General features: G+C 58.3%; 12 protein-coding genes. 10 read left to right on the forward strand and 2 right to left on the reverse strand.

The annotated features are described in order from the left end of the window. Positions 1-111: 111 nt before the first annotated feature. Entirely contained in the window at positions 112-582 is a 471-nt protein-coding gene (locus tag ABID47_RS29650; RefSeq protein ID WP_354502339.1) for a DUF2621 family protein, read from the reverse strand. A gap of 123 nt (positions 583-705) precedes the next feature. On the opposite strand from ABID47_RS29650, the gene ABID47_RS29655 reads away from it, so the two are divergent. The 10 genes from ABID47_RS29655 (at position 706) to ABID47_RS29700 (ending at position 16,068) form a co-directional block, all read left to right on the forward strand. Beyond that, positions 706-1,827: a deoxyribonuclease IV gene (locus ABID47_RS29655; protein ID WP_076173461.1), complete on the forward strand. Its 1,122-nt coding sequence runs from the start codon at positions 706-708 to the stop codon at positions 1,825-1,827. A 69-nt stretch (positions 1,828-1,896) separates the two neighbouring features. Next, on the forward strand, positions 1,897-2,796 hold the full coding sequence (gene purU, locus ABID47_RS29660; protein ID WP_354502341.1) for a formyltetrahydrofolate deformylase: 900 nt from the start codon (positions 1,897-1,899) through the stop codon (positions 2,794-2,796). A gap of 365 nt (positions 2,797-3,161) precedes the next feature. After that, complete coding sequence (locus ABID47_RS29665; protein ID WP_354502343.1) at positions 3,162-5,534, forward strand: DUF7408 domain-containing protein; 2,373 nt, start codon at positions 3,162-3,164, stop codon at positions 5,532-5,534. After that, positions 5,531-6,460: an ABC transporter ATP-binding protein gene (locus ABID47_RS29670; protein ID WP_076173458.1), complete on the forward strand. Its 930-nt coding sequence runs from the start codon at positions 5,531-5,533 to the stop codon at positions 6,458-6,460. The genes ABID47_RS29665 and ABID47_RS29670 overlap by 4 nt, the downstream gene beginning before the upstream one ends. Continuing rightward, positions 6,457-7,392 carry an ABC transporter permease gene (locus ABID47_RS29675; RefSeq protein WP_354502345.1) on the forward strand — a complete coding sequence of 312 codons (936 nt, stop codon included), beginning with the start codon at positions 6,457-6,459 and terminating at the stop codon, positions 7,390-7,392. The genes ABID47_RS29670 and ABID47_RS29675 overlap by 4 nt, the downstream gene beginning before the upstream one ends. An 85-nt stretch (positions 7,393-7,477) precedes the next feature. Continuing rightward, a complete protein-coding gene (locus tag ABID47_RS29680) occupies positions 7,478-9,160 on the forward strand; it encodes a phage tail tape measure protein (RefSeq protein ID WP_354502347.1) in 1,683 nt (560 codons plus the stop codon). Positions 9,161-9,183: 23 nt separating this feature from the next. Next, a complete protein-coding gene (locus tag ABID47_RS29685; protein WP_354502349.1) occupies positions 9,184-10,173 on the forward strand; it encodes an AAA family ATPase in 990 nt (329 codons plus the stop codon). After that, complete coding sequence (locus tag ABID47_RS29690) at positions 10,170-11,105, forward strand: DUF58 domain-containing protein (RefSeq protein WP_354502351.1); 936 nt, start codon at positions 10,170-10,172, stop codon at positions 11,103-11,105. The genes ABID47_RS29685 and ABID47_RS29690 overlap by 4 nt, the downstream gene beginning before the upstream one ends. Before the next feature lie 33 nt (positions 11,106-11,138). Further along, positions 11,139-13,145, forward strand: coding sequence for a VWA domain-containing protein (locus ABID47_RS29695; RefSeq protein WP_354502352.1), 2,007 nt, complete (start codon positions 11,139-11,141; stop codon positions 13,143-13,145). Next, on the forward strand, positions 13,129-16,068 hold the full coding sequence (locus ABID47_RS29700) for a VWA domain-containing protein (protein ID WP_354502354.1): 2,940 nt from the start codon (positions 13,129-13,131) through the stop codon (positions 16,066-16,068). Before ABID47_RS29695 ends, ABID47_RS29700 begins: the two co-directional genes overlap by 17 nt. Before the next feature lie 148 nt (positions 16,069-16,216). On the opposite strand, the gene ABID47_RS29705 is transcribed toward ABID47_RS29700, so the two are convergent. Then, positions 16,217-17,149: a sensor histidine kinase gene (locus tag ABID47_RS29705; RefSeq protein WP_354502356.1), complete on the reverse strand. Its 933-nt coding sequence runs from the start codon at positions 17,147-17,149 to the stop codon at positions 16,217-16,219. Positions 17,150-17,183: the final 34 nt, after the last annotated feature.

Genomic DNA, 17,183 nt, shown 5'->3' on the forward strand with positions numbered 1-17,183 from the left:
TTCTTCAATGTGAGCACTCCTGCACGGGGGTGTTCCTTCTATAAAGCGCTATTCTATTTCCCGTTCCCGGATCTTCGGGAAAGGTCCTGAAAACCCGGTCCCAGCTGCGGATTATTCGTCCATCAGATGCTTGTAAGGCGTATAGTCAATGTGGTTCTTGTTCAGAAAGGCCACCAGGAATTTATTGTCCCGTTTTGGCGTTGCTTTGATATATCCTTGGATGCAGTGATCCTGCGTCACTTCCTTGGCTCCGCTCTCCACCGCAATTTTTCCGATTTCGGCTGCAATCGAATGCTTGGCGATATCCCGGAAGGGACCCGGTACCGGCTTCACCAGCTTGTCCAGAAACGCCTTGGATTCGTCCGTCCACAGATGCCGGCTGGTTTCGACCCAGTAATTCTGCCAGTCCAGCTTGGACTTGCCGTCATTCTTCGGCAGCACCTTCAGAAATTTGCGGATCATAAAATATCCGCCGATCACCATGCACACAAGCAAAATGATGGCCCACACAAATATGGAATTCATAAACGTGTTGGACGGCGCCGTTGCAGTCAGCAACTTTGTGCCCAGTGAACTATGCATATTGTCACCTCTATAAATCGTTTATCGCAGTTATATTCCATTCTTTAGAATTATAACGCATTTATAGATTTATTTCATTATCCACGATAAAATAAGGGATAATTCGTTTAAGGGGGATAAACCATGCTCAAAATTGGTTCTCACGTGTCCTTTTCGGACAAGGGCCTGTTAACTGCAACCAAAGAAGCGGACACCTATGGATCGAGTTCGTTTATGATATATACGGGCGCACCGCAGAATACGCGGCGTAAGCCCATTGAATCGATGTATATCGAAGAAGGCAAAGCCCAAATGAAAGAGAGCGGTATCGACGAAATCGTCGTTCACGCGCCTTACATTATTAACCTCGGTTCTTATAAGTCGAATACGTTTGAGCTCGCCGTAAACTTTTTGCAGGAGGAAATCCGCCGGACCCATGCTATCGGGGTCAAAAACATCGTGCTGCATCCCGGCGCTTACACCGACATGGATGCCGAATACGGCATTCAGCGCATCGCCGACGGCTTGAATGAAGTGCTCGACGGAACCAACGAGACGGAGGTTCATATCGCGCTGGAGACGATGGCCGGCAAAGGCACGGAGATGGGACGCACGTTCGACGAAATCGCCCGCATGATCGACAAGGTGAAGCACAACGAACGCCTGACGATCTGCATGGACACCTGCCACATTCATGACGCCGGTTATGATATCGTGGACGACCTTGATGGCGTGCTGGAAGAGTTCGACCGGATCATCGGTCTGAACCGGATCGGCGTCGTTCATATCAATGACAGTAAAAATCCGCGCGGCGCCGCCAAAGACCGTCATACGCCAATCGGATCCGGCTGGATCGGCTTTGACGCCATCAACCGCGTTGTCCACCACGAGAAGCTGCAAGGGCTCCCGTTCATTCTGGAAACGCCGTGGATCGGCAAGGATGCGAAGACGCAGCGGCCGATGTACGAGGTGGAGATTGCGCTGCTTCGCGGCAATGTCGGCGAACGCTTCGGCTCTGAGTTCCTCGGCCAGGTTGAACAGCTGCATTCCTTCTTTGGCAAACAGGAAGTCGATCCACGCCAATATGTGCTGGACGTGTGGAATGTGCTGAAAACCGACGCCAAGGCGAAGAAAGCCGATCCGCGCGAGCCGATGGAGCGCCTGTACGACATGATTATGGAAGCGGGACTGTTCCCTGAGCTCAGCGAGGAGCAGATTAATCTGCGCCTGACCGCCTGGTTTGCGGGTAAAGGAATTTTGGCGTAAGCCGACAGAATCACAGAGGGGCCATACGGTTCAAGAGAGAGAACACGAGAGAGAGGAATGGATTTACACATGGAATTGCATGTCAAAAAAGAAAACAACACGGGAAGTGCGCACGCCAACCGCGCAAGAATGCTGATTTCGTGTCCGGACGGACCGGGAATCGTGGCGGCGGTATCGCATTTTCTGCATCAACACGGCGCGAATATCGTCCAGTCGGACCAATATACGATGGATCCGGAAGGCGGCATGTTCTTTATGCGCGTTGAATTCGACCTGCCGGAGCTGGAGAAGAGGCAGCCGGAGCTGGAAAGCCAATTCAGCGAGGTGGCATCGACCTTCCGGATGGATTGGAAAATGCAGAACGTCAGCCGTAAGAAGAAGCTGGCCATTTTCGTATCCAAGGAAGACCATTGTTTGGTCGAGCTGCTGTGGCAGTGGCAGGCCGGCGACCTGGATGCCGAAATCGCCATGGTGGTCAGCAACCATCCGGATATGAAGGAATATGTGGAATCGTTCGGCATTCCGTACCATCACATTCCGGTGACGGCGGATACGAAGAAGGAAGCGGAGCAGCGCCAGCTTGAAGTCGTGGGCGGTGACATCGACGTGATCATCCTCGCCCGGTATATGCAGATCGTTTCACCGTTCTTTATTGAGCATTACCGCAACCGGATCATCAACATCCACCATTCGTTCCTGCCGGCCTTCGTCGGCGGCAAACCGTATGCCCAAGCCTATCAGCGCGGGGTGAAGATCATCGGGGCGACCGCGCACTACGTGACGGAGGAGCTGGATGGAGGACCGATCATCGAGCAGGACGTTCAGCGGGTCAGCCACCGCGACGATGTCAGCGAGCTGAAGCGGATCGGCCGGACGATCGAGCGTGTCGTGCTGGCGCGTGCGGTGAAATGGCATATCGAGGACCGCATTCTGGTGCATGAGAACAAGACGGTCGTTTTTAACGGGTAACCCATAATAGACAGGCACCCTTGGCGCGAACTATAGCGCAGGCAGCCAGTATCTATGAATCATTGAAAAAATGAATAAAGGCTTTTTGCGTACGAGAAGCGGCTCGCTAGTTTTCAGGAGATGTGACGAGGATGCAGGGTTTGACCCCATCGCGTTCGTCAATAGGATGAATGACATAGAGCTATGGGGATCGCCGTGCGCATCAAGCTGTAGGTATGTCCGTCCCGCTCTCATGGAGCGGGATTTTTTTGTCGATTTAGCCCAGTTCGGACAATTTATCCAAAATTATGAAAATATTTTACCAATTTCGCCCCATCCCTATAGTAGAATGACCAAAGAAGCCTGAGAGAAGAGAGGAGACAATCATGCAATCATTTCGACGTTACATAAGGCGGATCGTACTTCCAGTACTGCTTACCATATGGGTGCTGCTGCTCCTGCCTGGATGGGGCGGCACCGCGCATGCGGAGGATGCCCCTTCCATTTCGCTGAAAACCGAAATCGGCTACAACGGCAAAATGAAAATGGGCAGCTGGAATCCCGTCAAATTCACCCTCACCAGCAGCCAGGATATTTCCGGAGATCTGGTTATCCAGATCGACACCGGACTGGCTCCCGCCACTTACGTCCAGCACGTCGAACTGCCGAAGGATACGGCCAAGGTCGTCATCATGGGCGTTCCGGGGGACAACTTCACCAAGGATACAAATGAAATCCGCTTTTATAAAAATTCTTTCCAAAAGGGCAAGCGGGTCAGCTTCAGCTCCGGTACGCCTTATCTGAAGGGCATGCCTGTGACGGCCTCCAATGTGGCTGTTCTGTCGGAGGACCCCGACACGATGAATTTTTTAAACGTGCTGCGGAGCAGCGGGTATGACCTGAACGTTCTGCCGCTGAAAGGCACGGATTTGCCCGAGGATCCGATGCTGCTGGACAGCCTTGACGTCATCGTGCTGAACCGTTTTGCCTCAGACACCTTGTCCAAAGGGCAGGCCGCAGCCGTAGAGCAGTGGGTGCGTTCCGGCGGCGAGCTGGTCCTTGCCGGCGGTGCGGCATATCCGAAGTCGGCAGCCGCTTTCGAACAGATTGCCCCGGTTCAGTATACGGGCACTTACACGGCATCATCCCTTCCGGAGCTCGCCAAGCTGGGCGGCAAGCCGCTGGAGCTGGGCGGTGAGCTTACGCTCTCCGACGCTTCCCCGGTGGAAGGAGGAGAGGTTATGTATCAGGTTGGCGGCAAGCCGCTCATCGCTTCCCGCCAAGTCGAGCAGGGCACTGTGCTGTATGCAGCCTACGATTTGTCAATGGAACCGCTGGCTTCCTGGAGCGGTCATCCGTCGGTGTGGTCGTATCTGCTGCGTGATCACCTGGCACTGTCCAATCAGCCGAACAACAAATTCAACATGATGCAGAACCAGATGTACAATCTCATCAACGTACTGGATTATTTTCCTTCGCTGAAAATGCCGTCTTTTCCAGTCATGGCCTGGCTGCTCATCATTTATGCTGTGATTGTGGCGCCGGTGCTGTACTGGATTCTGAAAAAGGCAGACAAGCGCGAATGGGCCTGGTGGATCATTCCGCTCATCGCGGTTATCGCCAGCGGCACTGTCTACATGATCGGAGCGGCCGATAAAACCAAACAGCTTGCCCATACCATCAACATGCTGGAGCTGGACGGAAAGGGCAATGCCTCGGAGGTCAGCGCTTCGGCATTCTTTACGCCCCGGAGCGGGGAGTTCACGATTGATTTTCCGGCACATACCTATCTGACGGTTGATCGGACCAACGGGGCTTTCAGCAGCTCGAACCGTTCGAACAGCTTTGTGGAGGTCGGTGATCAGTCGACCCGATTGACCTTGAGTGATATGCCGCAGTGGTCCCTCGCGAAGGTATGGTCCAATCGCCGGGAGAACCGGAAGGTCGGCCAGTTCGATGTGAAGATCCAGCTGGATGCCAAGGGGAACATCGGAGGGCAGGTGACGAACAACACTTCCTATAATCTGAATCATGCGGTGCTGGCGCTAGGCGGAAGCCTGTTTGAGCTCGGCGACTTCGGCAAAGGGGAAACCAAACCGCTGTCGGCTGCCAGTAAACCGACCGCCGTTAATCCGTACAATATGGCCAACCAAATCTTTGGCAATCTTACCGGAGGCCAGGCGGACGAATTTACGCGGGAACGCGAAATTCTGATGACCACGGTTCCGAACACGGCATGGTATCAGTCAGGCTCCTACGTGATGGCCTGGAGCAAAGATCCGCTGGTCAGCTACACCATGGAGGGCAAGAAGCTGGAAGGCAATCAGCTGAACCTGTGGGCACAGCCCGTTTCCATCAACTGGGCGCAGAACGGAAACCTCAACATTCCCTTCGGGTTTATTCAGCCGAAGGTTACGCAGATATCGTCGCCGGGATGGTATGAAGATCCAAGCGGAACCACCGAAATGGACCAAGGCAGCATCACCTTCGAGTACACGGTGCCTGCACTGAAGCAGGGTGCCTCTGCCGTGCTGACTCTCCGTGCGAACAACCCCGGGAAGAAAACGCAGTACCAGATTTTCAACAATGACAAACAGACTTGGGACCCGGTAACCTGGGATGCCACCAAGCAGTGGAAGGCTGAAAAGAACGTCCAACAATACTTGGCGGGCGGCCGGATTCGTCTGATGCTGACAGCCCAGGAGCATGTCCAGTTGAAACTTCCGGAGATCAGCTTGAAGGGAGCGGAGAAGCCGTGATCGAGATTGAACATTTAACGAAAACTTATGGGAGCTTTCAAGCGTTAAAAGATATTAATATGTACATTCCGCAGGGAACGGTTTTTGGGTTCGTCGGTCCGAACGGGGCCGGCAAATCGACGACGATGTCGATCCTGGCCACGCTTATGCTGCCCACTTCGGGCACCGCGCGGGTAGACGGCTTTGAAGTGACCGAAAACCCCAAGGAGGTCCGCAAAAGAATAGGCTACATGCCGGATTTCTTCGGGGTCTATGACCAGCTGAAAACGACGGAGTACCTGCATTTTTACGGAGCCAGCTACAACATCCCGCGCGGGGAGCGGGACAAATTGATTCCCCAGCTGCTGGAGCTCGTCAACCTGAGCGACAAAGCGGACACTTACGTCGACAGCCTGTCCCGGGGGATGAAGCAGCGGCTGTGCCTGGCCAGATGTCTGGTGCATGACCCTAAGGTGCTCATTCTCGACGAACCGGCATCCGGGCTCGACCCGCGGGCGCGCATTGAAATGCGCGAAATTTTGAAGGAACTGAAGCTGATGGGCAAAACGATCATCATCTCCTCGCACATCCTGCCCGAGCTGGCGGAAATGGTCGATGAAATCGGCGTCATCGAGCACGGGCAAATGGTCGCCCAAGGCCGGGTGGCCGATATCCAGAATCGTCTTCGCGTCAAAAAAGTGCTTCACATCCGTTCGCTGGACAAGGAAGAAGAACTTGCGGCACGGCTGCGGGACGAACCTTACGTCAGCGGCGTTCTTGCCGACAACACCGGCATCCATGTCCATTTCGGCGGCGGGGATGAGGATCAGGGGGCCCTGCTTCAGAGAATCGTCACATGGGGTTACCCCGTACTGTCGTTTCACGAAGCGCAGACCAATCTGGAAGACGTATTCCTCGAAATTACGAAAGGAGGGCCCGCGACATGAATTGGACGCGCAAATGGATCAATCCCGTGCTGGATAAGGAATTCCGGCTGCGGATGCGGACCCCCCGGTCGGCGATTTCCCTGATGGTGTATATTTTGGTTCTCGGGCTGATCGCCCTGGGCTTTATTTATGTCAGCATGTACCTCGGGAACGGCGGAGGGCAAACCCGATTCAACTCGGGCATGGGCCAGATCATGTTCTATGTGCTGAGCTTTGCCCAGCTGGTGCTGATTGCATTCATGGCACCGGCGCTGACGGCGGGTGTCATCAGCAGCGAACGGGAAAAGCAGACGCTCAGCATGCTGCTAACCACCCAACAGAGCTCGTCGACGATCATTTTGAGCAAGCTGGTATCCTCGCTCAGCTTTATGGCCTTGATCGTGGTAGCGACGCTGCCGGTATACAGCATCGTATTTATGTATGGCGGCATCTCCCTGAATCAGCTGGTCTCCCTGTTCCTGTTCTATCTGTTCATTATGCTGATGCTGGGATCGCTGGGGGTTCTTTTCTCCACGCTGCTGAAGCGGACGATGATCTCCGTGATCGTGACCTATGGCGTTGGATTGTGCATCTTTTTGCTGACGGGACTACTGTATCTGTTCGCCCTGAGCTTGGTTCAGAGACAAAATGCACAATCCGTGCTGCAACCGGATTACTCCTGGGTTGGTTATATCCTGGGCCTGAATCCCGCGGCGGCGCTGATCAGCTTATTCGAACCGAGCTTCTCCAAACAGGCCTTCCTTGTTCAGGGAACGACGCTCAATGCGGATGCGCCGATTCAGCTCTGGCAGGAGTTTGTGGTGGTGTACAGCGTGGTCATCATCGTGTCGCTTTGGCTCAGCATTCGCCTGATTCGCCCGGTTCGCCGGAGAAGGAAGCAGGCAGAGACAGACGGCACGGATAGCGGAGCAACGATGGAACCTGTGAAATAAGGACGGGACGGGATTTAAAGAAAGCTGAACGGGATTATAAGGACACTGGCCGAGTATTTTATCCATGAAAAAGGAGGTGGAAACCATGGACCCGATCATGCAGGCGATTCACCGGGCCCGTGCCCGTCTGCAGGTCTTCAGACTGCTAAGGTATTTGGCATATGGGTTGTCCTGCGGACTGACGGCAGCACTGCTTTTCCTGCTCGCCGCCAGGCTGTGGCCGATTCCTTTCTACCAGCTGGCGGCTGCCGGGCTTGCGGCAGCAGGAGCGGCCGCCGGTCTGGCTGCCGGGCTGCTGCACCGCATCCGTGTGAAGGAAGCGGCTGAAGCGATGGATCTCGCCAGCGGCAGCGCGGAGCGAAGCGACATGATGGTGACCGCATTGTCTTTTGCCGGGAACGATTCGGCGGCGGCTCGCTGGCAGCGGACTCAGGCGGCCGAATACGGACGCTTGTTTGCGACACAGATGAAGACAAGGCTGAGAAGGCCGAAGCTGACGAAGTGGTGGGCCGGCTGCGGCGGGGGGCTTGCCGTATGTCTTGCTCTGGCACTGCTGCCAAGCCCGATGGATGACAAGCTTGCCCAGGCGGCGGAGCAGAAGCAGTGGGTTCAGGAGCAGCGGAAGAAAACGGAAGATCTGGTGAAAGAGCTCGAAACGAAGAAGCTGGATCTGACGGCGAAAAAACCGCTGGACGGCCACCTCAAGACGCTGCAAAAGGAACTGGACGGGACCAAGGATCCGGACCGGGCCCTGGAGCAGCTGGAGAAAACGATGAAGGCGATGGAGCAGACGGCCAAACAGCAGGAAGAAAAGGTGCGGACCCTGTCGGAGCTGGGCCGGAAGATGCAGCAGACGCCCCAGCTGTCTTCCATCGGGAAGAGCCTGGAGCAGAAGGATCAGGCTGCGATGAAAAAAGCGCTGGACCAGCTGAAGCAGCAGATCCGGAAGCTGTCGCCGGAAGAGAAGGAGCAGCTCCGGGAGGCTCTGAAGAAGATGGCCGAAGAGGCCGGGAAGAAACAGGACACCAAGGCCCTTCAGGAAGCGCTGAGCAAAGCGGAGCAGGCGCTGGCCGGCACGGACCCTTCCAAGCTGGACGAAGCCCTGAAAGGGCTGGAGGAAGAGCTGGCCAAAGCGATTGCCGCGAGCCAGGCGTCTTCCAGCCAATCTGACGCCGCTTCGGCATTGGCCGCAAGCCTGGCATCGCAGGGGCTCGGCCTGGCTTCGCAGATGACGGCGGCCGGCATGCCCGTATCGGATGCCTGGGCCACCGGCGGCGCGGCGGAACAGCTGGCTCTGGCGGATTCGGCCGGGATGGGCGAGCCTTCGGACAGCGGCGGAGGCGATCCATCGGAGCCGATTGACGGGGCAAGCCAAGGTAACAGTCCCGGCCAGGGATCCGGCAGTGGATCCGGAAGCGGATCCGGTTCCGGCGCAGGTCAAGGCGGATCCGGACGCGGCGGCTCGGGCCAGGGGCCGGGAGGTTCCGGCGCAGGCCTCGGCCAAGGCGGACGCGAGCTCGTCACGACGCCGCGCGAATTCGCCGGCAAAGGGAACGTGCAGGCGGACACCGGTCCGATCCAAGGCGGAGGCGGAACGGTCCAGAAAGGCGGCGTCGCTCCGGGAGTCGAGGGAGCGAGCCGTCCTTACGAGGAAGTGTACAAAGAATATGAGGCCGAGGCCAAAAAGTCGCTGGGGCGCAGCGACCTGCCGCAGCAGATGCAGGGTCTGGTCGAGGAATATTTTACGGGAATCAATCCGAATCCCTGATCCACAATTGAGGAGGAAGGTTAATGCTGGATACGCAAATTCAACCGGAAGCTTGGAAGGAGACGATATCCCGGGTACGGGGGCAGATCGCCGAGGTGATCGTGGGCCAGCAGGAGGTCGTCGAGCAGATGCTGTGGTGCATCTTTGCGGGAGGCCACGCCCTTCTGGAGGGCATTCCCGGTCTGGGCAAGACGATGCTGGTCCGCACGATTGCCGATACGCTCGACTTATCGTTCTCGCGCATCCAGTTTACGCCGGATTTGATGCCAAGCGACATTACGGGCACGCAGGTCATTTCTTTCGGCCGTCAGGGGGAGACTTCGATGTCCTTTCAGCGCGGGCCGCTCTTCAGCAGCATCGTGCTGGCGGACGAGATCAACCGGGCGACCCCGAAAACGCAGAGCGCTTTGCTTGAGGCGATGCAGGAGAAAACGGTGACGGTTGGCAGCGAGACGCACGTTCTGCCGAAACCGTTCTTCGTCCTGGCGACGCAAAACCCGCTTGAAAACGAAGGGACCTATCCGCTGCCGGAAGCCCAGCTGGACCGGTTCCTGCTCAAAATTCTCGTGCCATATCCGGGAAGCGAGGAGCTGAAGGAAATTGTCCGGCGGACAACAACGAACCGCCAGCCGGAGGTGCGGAAGCAGGCCGGTGCCGCTGAGCTGCTGGAAATCCAACAGGGAGCAAGGGAAGTGCTGGTCGCCGATGAAGTGCTGGATTATGCGGCCAGGCTGCTGATGATGACCCATCCGGAAGAGGCGTCGGCGCCGGAGGGCGTCAAGAAGTACGTGCGCTTCGGCTCGGGCCCGCGCGGTATCCAGTCGATCATTTCAGCGGGGAAGGTCCGGGCGGTCTGCCAAGGCAGGATGCACCTGTCCACCGGTGATATCCATGCCGTCGCGGTGCCGGCACTGCGGCACCGGATATTTTTGAATTTTGAAGGCCAGGCCATGGGCATTACGACAGACCATTTGATCCGCGAGATGCTCGAGCGGGCGGAGGCGCAGGGATGAGCGCGGAATACCTGCTGCCCCCGGACTGGATGGTCCGGCTGGAGCGGATGAGCCTTGGCTCTGCGAAGCGTGTGGCCGGTACCCTGCAGGGCAAGCGGCGCTCCAGCCGGCTCGGCTCTTCGCTCGAATTCGCCGATTACCGGCCTTACGCTCCCAGGGATGATATCCGCCGGTTCGACTGGGGCGTGTATGCGCGGACAGGCAAGCCGTTCGTCCGGCAGTTTATGGACGAGCAGGAGCTGATGGTCAGCCTGTACGTGGACTGCTCGGCATCGATGGATTTTGCAGGCGGGACCCGGGGACGGGAGGGGAATGAGAATGAAGCGATTCCCTCCAAGCTGCGGTATGCGAAGCAGCTGGCCGCCAGCATCGGATATGTTGCGCTGTGCTCTTATGAACGGCTGCAGGCCTGCTGCTTCAGCAGCCAGATCGACGCCCGCCTGCCCGTGCTCCGCGGGCGCGGAGCGGCCCACCGGCTGTTTCGGTTTTTTCAGGACGCTGCCCCCGGAGAAGAAGGAAGCCTGGCGGCCGCCTTCGGCGCACCAGGAGCGATGCCCAGACTGCCGGGGATGACTTGGATCTTCTCAGACTTTTGGCTGGATGAACGGGAGGAGGATCTCGGGCTGATGCTGAGCCGCCTAAGAGGGGCGGGGCAGGAGGTCGTGCTCGTTCAGGTGCTGGCCCCAGAGGAAATCGACCCGGCCTACAGCGGCGACCTAAGACTGATCGACAGCGAGCTGGGCACCGGGAAGGATATCGCCTTCACCGGCAAAGTGTTACGGGCCTACCAGGACGAGCTTGAACGGTATCAGGAATACCTGATGAAGCTGGCTGCGGATCGCGGCATGACCTTCATCCGGGTTTCGACAGATATGAGCCTGCAAAAGGCGGTGTTTGGCGTAATGGCGGAGGCAGGTCTCGTCATCGCCTGACGAGCTTGGTGTACAGAGAAAGGGGGAAGCATTGTGGGAATCGGTTCATGGGCAGGGCTGTGGTTTGCGCTCAGCATACCGGCGATTCTGCTGATGTATTTGCTCAAACGCAAGTTTATAGACACCACCGTGCCCAGCCACCTGCTGTGGGACCGGGTGCTGAAAAATATCGAAGCCAACCGCCCGTGGCAGAAGCTGCAAAATCGCCTGCTGCTGTGGCTGCAGCTGCTTGCCGCCGCGCTGCTCGTTTTTGCCCTGCTGCAGCCTTATCTGTGGGTATCCGGAAATAGCGGGGGGCATATCGTCTTCGTTGCCGATACATCGGGGAGCATGGGTGCAATAGCGGCGCCGCCAGTCGGCAATGCAGAACAGTCTTCCCAGGACCCGCAGGAGACGCGGATCGAACGAATGAAATCCGAGATGAAGCAGTACGTGAAGAAGCATGCCCGCGGCAGCGAGGTTACCCTGCTCAGCATGAAATCCGAGCCCGACGTGATCATTTCCCGGGAAAAGGATGCGAAGCGCATTCAGGATGCGATCGACGGTCTCACGCCTTACTACGGTCAGGCGGCGTATAATGAGACGCTGTCGCTGGCCTCTGCGCTTACGCGGGAGGAGCAGAACGCGGAGGTTGTTCTTTTTACGGACGGCGAATGGAAGGGCGCCAGCGACCAGGTCACGTTTGATGTTCCTGCACACACAGTTCTGGTTGGAAACGGTCCGGTGAAAAATGCCGGCATCCAGCAGTTTGGCATTCAGCAGGGCAAGGAAGGTAATGATGCGGTGGCCGTGCTCGGCTCGAGCGGGACATGGGATGCGCCGGTCGATGTACGCATTTATGGGGACAACAAGCTGCTGCGTACCGAATCGGCCGATCTTACCCGGCATAGCGCCACGCTGGTTCTGCAGTCTCTGCCGCCGGCTGACGTGTACCGGATTGAGCTGGATGGCGATGACGGATATGCCGCCGACAACGCAGCTTACGCTTTTGGGAAAAGCAGCCGGGAGCCGAGCATTCTGCTGCTGACGCCGGGCAATCTGTTTCTGGAAAAGGCGCTGCAGCTGACCGGAGCGCAGGTGACCCGGATGACAACGGAAGAGACGGCATCCAGCAATTCCGTGAAAACGGCGGATTCAGGGAACGCTGCGTCTGTTCCACAGGTTCCCAAGGATCCGCCGGATTTGATCGTTGTGGACGGGCAGGCGCCTGCTTTTACGAAGGAAGGTTCCTGGAAGCAGCTGCTTGAAGAGACCCCGCTGTGGTCGATCGGCGGCAGCGGTCCGGAAGTCAAGGTGAACGGTCAGGAGCCTAAAGTATCCGATCATCCGGTGAACCGGTACATCACGCTGAAGGGCCTCTACGTTGGCGAGCTGCACAAGGAACCGCTGCCGGCCTGGGCCGAGCCGCTGGTGACGATCGGCGGTACGCCGGCAATATATGCAGGCAAGGAAGCGGGACATCCGCGGCTGTCGTTTCTGTTCCGGCTGCAGGACACGGATCTGCCGCTGTCGGCGGAATTTCCGATCCTCGTCCATAACGCGGTTTCTTGGCTGAACGAAGGCGAAGGTATGGGCCTCGGCAGGGTAACAGCCGGATCGGGCATGGAGGTGCCGATCGCAGCGGATGCGGAGCAAGCGGAATGGAAGGTGCAGCATACCGGGGTGCCTGGTGCGGGAGCGCCGGTTCCGGAGGTGCAAAAACGGGAGCGGGCGATATCCTCCCTGCAGACGGCGCCGCAAGTACCCGGATTGTATGCTTTTGAAGAGCGAAACAGTCAGGGGAACACCACCAGCTATCTGGTGGAGGCGGCTGCCGATCCTTTTGAGGGGACCTTTGCCTCCTCTAAGCCGGTTGTTTTGAAATCGGGCCAAGACGATACAGGCAGGGCTGAGGCAGGTGCCGGAGAACAGGCAGGGAATCCGGGAACGGATGGGAAAATCGGTCAAAGCCGCTACTCGCTGATGTGGCTGGCCGCCGCCGTCGTACTGCTGATGATCGTGACTGAATGGGGGGTGTACCAGCGTGGGCGTTCAATTTAATTACCCTTGGCTGCTGCTATTGCTCCTTCCACTGGCGCTTCTGATGGTGTATGCGTACAAATCGGACTTTCGCCTGGCCGGCCGCCGCAAAACCTGGGCGATTGCCATCCGTTCCGTGATCCTGCTGCTGCTCGTGCTGATGCTGTCCGGATTGCAATCTTATACTGTATTGCACCAAAAGAAGGTCGTATATGTCGTTGACCGCTCGATGAGCATGACGGACACGGAAAGCGCCGAAGCGTTTATTGGACAATCGGCCAAAGGCAAGGAAGCGAAGGACACCGTCGCGGTGGTATCCACAGGTCTGGGCGCGGCTGTTGAGCAAAAAGAGACCCGTGGGCTCCCGGGCTCCCTTCGGCTAAATGCGGAACTGAAGCGGGAATACACGAATCTGGAAGCCGGCATGACGCTCTCCGGGAGCATGCTGGACAGCCGCTCGGATTCCCGGATCGTTCTGATCACCGACGGGGAGGAGAATGTCGGCAGCATGCTGTCGGCCGGACGGCTGTTGAAGAACCAGGGCATCCCGGTTGACGTGCTGGAGATGCCTTCGTCCGAACAGCAGGACGTCTCCGTGGAGGAAGTCAGAGTCCCGGAGAAGCTCTACCAAGCAGAGTCCTATTATATTGAAGTACTGGTGCGGAGCACCTATAAAGGCAAGGGTGAGCTCCGGCTGTATGAAGACAACGCCGAGATCGGCCGCGAGTCGGTGGACGTGACCCCGGGAGACAACCGGTACGCCGTGAAGGGGTTGGCCAAAAAAACGGGACTTCACCGCTACCGTGCCGAAATTTTCATGGACGGCGACCGCCAGTCGGCCAACAATGCGGGATATGCCTTTACCCGGGTGGAGGGTCCGCCCAAGGTGCTGATCGTGGAAGGCGAGAAGGGAAACGCGGCCAATCTTGCGTCGGCCCTCTCATCGGGCCTGGTTCAGTACGAGCGGATCGATCCGAGTGTTCTGCCGCTGGAGCCGGCGAAATATGCAGCGTATGACTCCATTATTTTTAACAACGTTTCCGGTGACCAGGTGGGCGAGCGGCGGATGGCCATGATCGAACAGGCGGTCCGCACCTACGGGGTCGGGTTTATGATGGCCGGTGGCGAGGACAGCTACGGCATGGGCGGCTATTTCAAGACGCCGATCGAAAAGCTGCTCCCCGTCTCCATGGAGCTGGAGGGCAAGCGGGAGATCCCGTCCCTCGGTCTGATCCTGGTCATTGACCGTTCGGGCAGCATGAGCGGCGACAAAATGGAGCTCGCCAAGGAAGCGGCGATCCGTACGGTGGAGATGTTGAGATCCAAGGATACGGTCGGCGTGCTCGCCTTTGATTCCCAGCCATGGTGGGTGGTGACGCCTCAGCCTCTGGCGAACGGCAAGGAGGAAGTTATCTCGCAGATCCAGTCCATCCAAAGCGATGGCGGGACCGATATTTACCCGGCTGCGGCCACCGCCGTAGAGGAAATGCTGAAGGTCAAGGCGCAGCGGAAGCATATCATTCTGATGACCGACGGACAGTCGGCCGGAAACGGCGGATACAGCGATTTGATCGAGCAAATGAAGGGCGGCAAAATCACGATGTCCACGGTTGCGGTCGGAATGGACGCGGACGTCAATCTGCTGCAGTCGCTGGCGGATGAGGCCAAGGGCCGATACTACTTTGTGGATGACGCTTCGTCGATACCGTCCATTTTCAGCCGCGAAGCCGCGATGATGTCCAAGTCCTACATCGTGGACAAGCCGTTTGTGCCGGCACTGCAAAACGGCGGGGACTGGACGTCTTTGTTTGAAAATGGCGTGCCGCAAGTTTACGGCTATGTCGCCACCACGCCGAAGCAGGGGGCGCAGACGGTGCTGACCAGTCCGGAGCCCGACCCGCTGCTGGCGAGGTGGCAGTACGGATCCGGCCGAACCGTCGCCTGGACGAGCGACCTGATGGGCAAATGGTCGAAGGACTGGGTAGCTTGGCCCGCCTTCTCCAATGTCGTGACCCAGATGGTAAAGTGGACCTTCCCGCAGTTTACAGCTTCCCCGTATGAGGTAAGCACGCAGATCGAGGGGAACCGGGTCCGTTTTGAAGTCAAATCGGATACGGCGGGCACGGATCAACTGCAGGCGGTCATTACCGGGGATGATCTGCAGGAGCATAAGGTGGATCTCGTTCAGGAGGCGCCGGGAAGCTATACCGGAGAGCTGCCGGTGGACCAGTCCGGTTCGTATCTGATGACGCTGCTCGATGGCAGCGGCAAGCCGGCTGCGCCCGGCACCGGGCTGGTCGTCCCTTACTCTCCGGAATACCGGATTGCGGACGGGAATGCGGATCAGGGGCTTCAGCGATTGGCTGAGCTGACCGGCGGCCGGATGCTGTCGATGGATCATCCGGAGCAGGTATTTGCCGCCAAAGCCAAGCCGAGCCGCCAGCTCCATGATTGGAGCTATGCGCTGCTGGCGGCGGCCCTGGTGCTGTGGGTGGCGGACATTGCCGTCCGCCGCCTGGCGCTCCCATGGGGCGCCATCGCTGCGCGGGCCGCCGCCATCCTGCGGCGGCGGCAAGCACCGGCCGGCGGGGCGGAGGCCCCGGACGCCGGCCTGGGCCGGCTGGCGGCGCGCAAGCAGCGCACCGCCGCCTTCTACGGCGGCCGCAACGCCGGGCCGCCGGCACCGGCGCCGCAGGCGCGCGCGGAGCGCGGCGCGGCCGGCGCCAGCGGGCGCAGCCCGCAGGAAGCCGGAGCGGAGCGTCCGGCTTCGGGGGCTTCCCGCCCGGCGGCTTCGCCTTCGCCGCCGCGCGGGAAGCCTGCAGCCCGGCCGCTGGAGGCCGGGCCGGGCAAGGAAGCTGCGGCGCAAAGCCCGCCGCAGCCGGAGGAAGAGCGGTCCGCAGCGATGGACCGCCTGCTGGCCGCGCGCAAGCGGAACCCGCGCTAGAGCGCGGATCCACGCCAATTTTACTCAAACCAAAGAACCCCTGGGAGGCAGGAGGGCTGAGGCCCGCCAGTAAATGCCATTCCAAGGGGTTCTTTTTCATATGGATTTTCAATTACAATCTGTGAATTTTCAATTATAACGTCTTCTCTCAGGTGACCGACGCTCCCTGCGAATTCCCGCTTGTGGTGAGCTCCCAGCGGCATGTCATCGTCAGCACGTCCCCACTCAGCTCGGCGGACAGCCGGCCGCCCATCTTCTCCATCAGGCTGCGGGCGATGGACAGTCCGAGGCCGGTCCCTTTACCGGAGCGCGTTTGGTCGGCTGTGTAGAACCGGTCAAACAGCAGGGAGGGATCGGTGCCGGCGAGATGCGGGGCATCATTGCGGATGACCAGCACCGCCTCGTTATTTTGCCGCTTCAGTCCGATGCCGACTTCGCCGCGCGTGTGTTTGATCGTATTGAGCAGCAGGTTTTCGATGACCCGTTTGACGGCCGACTCATCCGCGAAACCGATGACCTCCTCTTCAGGAAACTCCAGGATTGGGGTGATACTGCAGTCGGTGAACTGGTCGTACAGGCTCATGATCACGTCCTGCAGTACCGGGACGAAACGGATGCGCGCCGGCTTCAGCTCGTAATCGGTGGACTCGATCACGGACAGCTCGAAAAAATCGTTCAGCAGCGCCTGCAGACGCTGCGAACGGTGTTTGATCACACTTAAGTAGGCATGCTTTTCTTCGGGACTGAGGTCCTCGGCCTCAAGCAGCTGAATATAGCCGAAGATCGACGTCAGCGGCGTGCGGATATCATGGGACATGTTGGCGATCGCCTGCTTCAGTTCGTTTTCCGTTCGGCGCTGCAGGGCGCCGCTCTCGGTCACCCGGTCGATCAGACGGTTGATTTCAGCCGCAAGCGATTCAAGATCTTTTTCGTAATAGGACAAATCGGTTTTTTTGCCCGACCTGCCATCGTTGTAGCTCTTCAACTGGGCGGTTACCCGCCGAAGTTCCCTGCGCATCCGCAGGAGGCGGACGACGAGCAGAGCAATAACGGCGACAGCGACAATGGTGATGTAGAGCATCGTTTGTCCGCCTCCTTTGGTTTGATGGTTTCCC

The sequence above is a fragment of the Paenibacillus favisporus genome (assembly GCF_040545415.1).
Classification (GTDB): domain Bacteria; phylum Bacillota; class Bacilli; order Paenibacillales; family Paenibacillaceae; genus Paenibacillus_AQ; species Paenibacillus_AQ favisporus.

Bases quoted from the DNA above. Each gene is read 5' to 3' on its own strand.
- ABID47_RS29680 (WP_354502347.1), top strand. From the start codon at position 7,478: ATGGACCCGATCATGCAGGCGATTCACCGGGCCCGTGCCCGTCTGCAG.
- ABID47_RS29675 (WP_354502345.1), top strand. From the start codon at position 6,457: ATGAATTGGACGCGCAAATGGATCAATCCCGTGCTGGATAAGGAATTC.
- ABID47_RS29690 (WP_354502351.1), top strand. From the start codon at position 10,170: ATGAGCGCGGAATACCTGCTGCCCCCGGACTGGATGGTCCGGCTGGAG.
- ABID47_RS29655 (WP_076173461.1), top strand. From the start codon at position 706: ATGCTCAAAATTGGTTCTCACGTGTCCTTTTCGGACAAGGGCCTGTTA.
- purU (WP_354502341.1), top strand. From the start codon at position 1,897: ATGGAATTGCATGTCAAAAAAGAAAACAACACGGGAAGTGCGCACGCC.
- ABID47_RS29685 (WP_354502349.1), top strand. From the start codon at position 9,184: ATGCTGGATACGCAAATTCAACCGGAAGCTTGGAAGGAGACGATATCC.
- ABID47_RS29705 (WP_354502356.1), bottom strand. From the start codon at position 17,149: ATGCTCTACATCACCATTGTCGCTGTCGCCGTTATTGCTCTGCTCGTC.
- ABID47_RS29665 (WP_354502343.1), top strand. From the start codon at position 3,162: ATGCAATCATTTCGACGTTACATAAGGCGGATCGTACTTCCAGTACTG.
- ABID47_RS29650 (WP_354502339.1), bottom strand. From the start codon at position 582: ATGCATAGTTCACTGGGCACAAAGTTGCTGACTGCAACGGCGCCGTCC.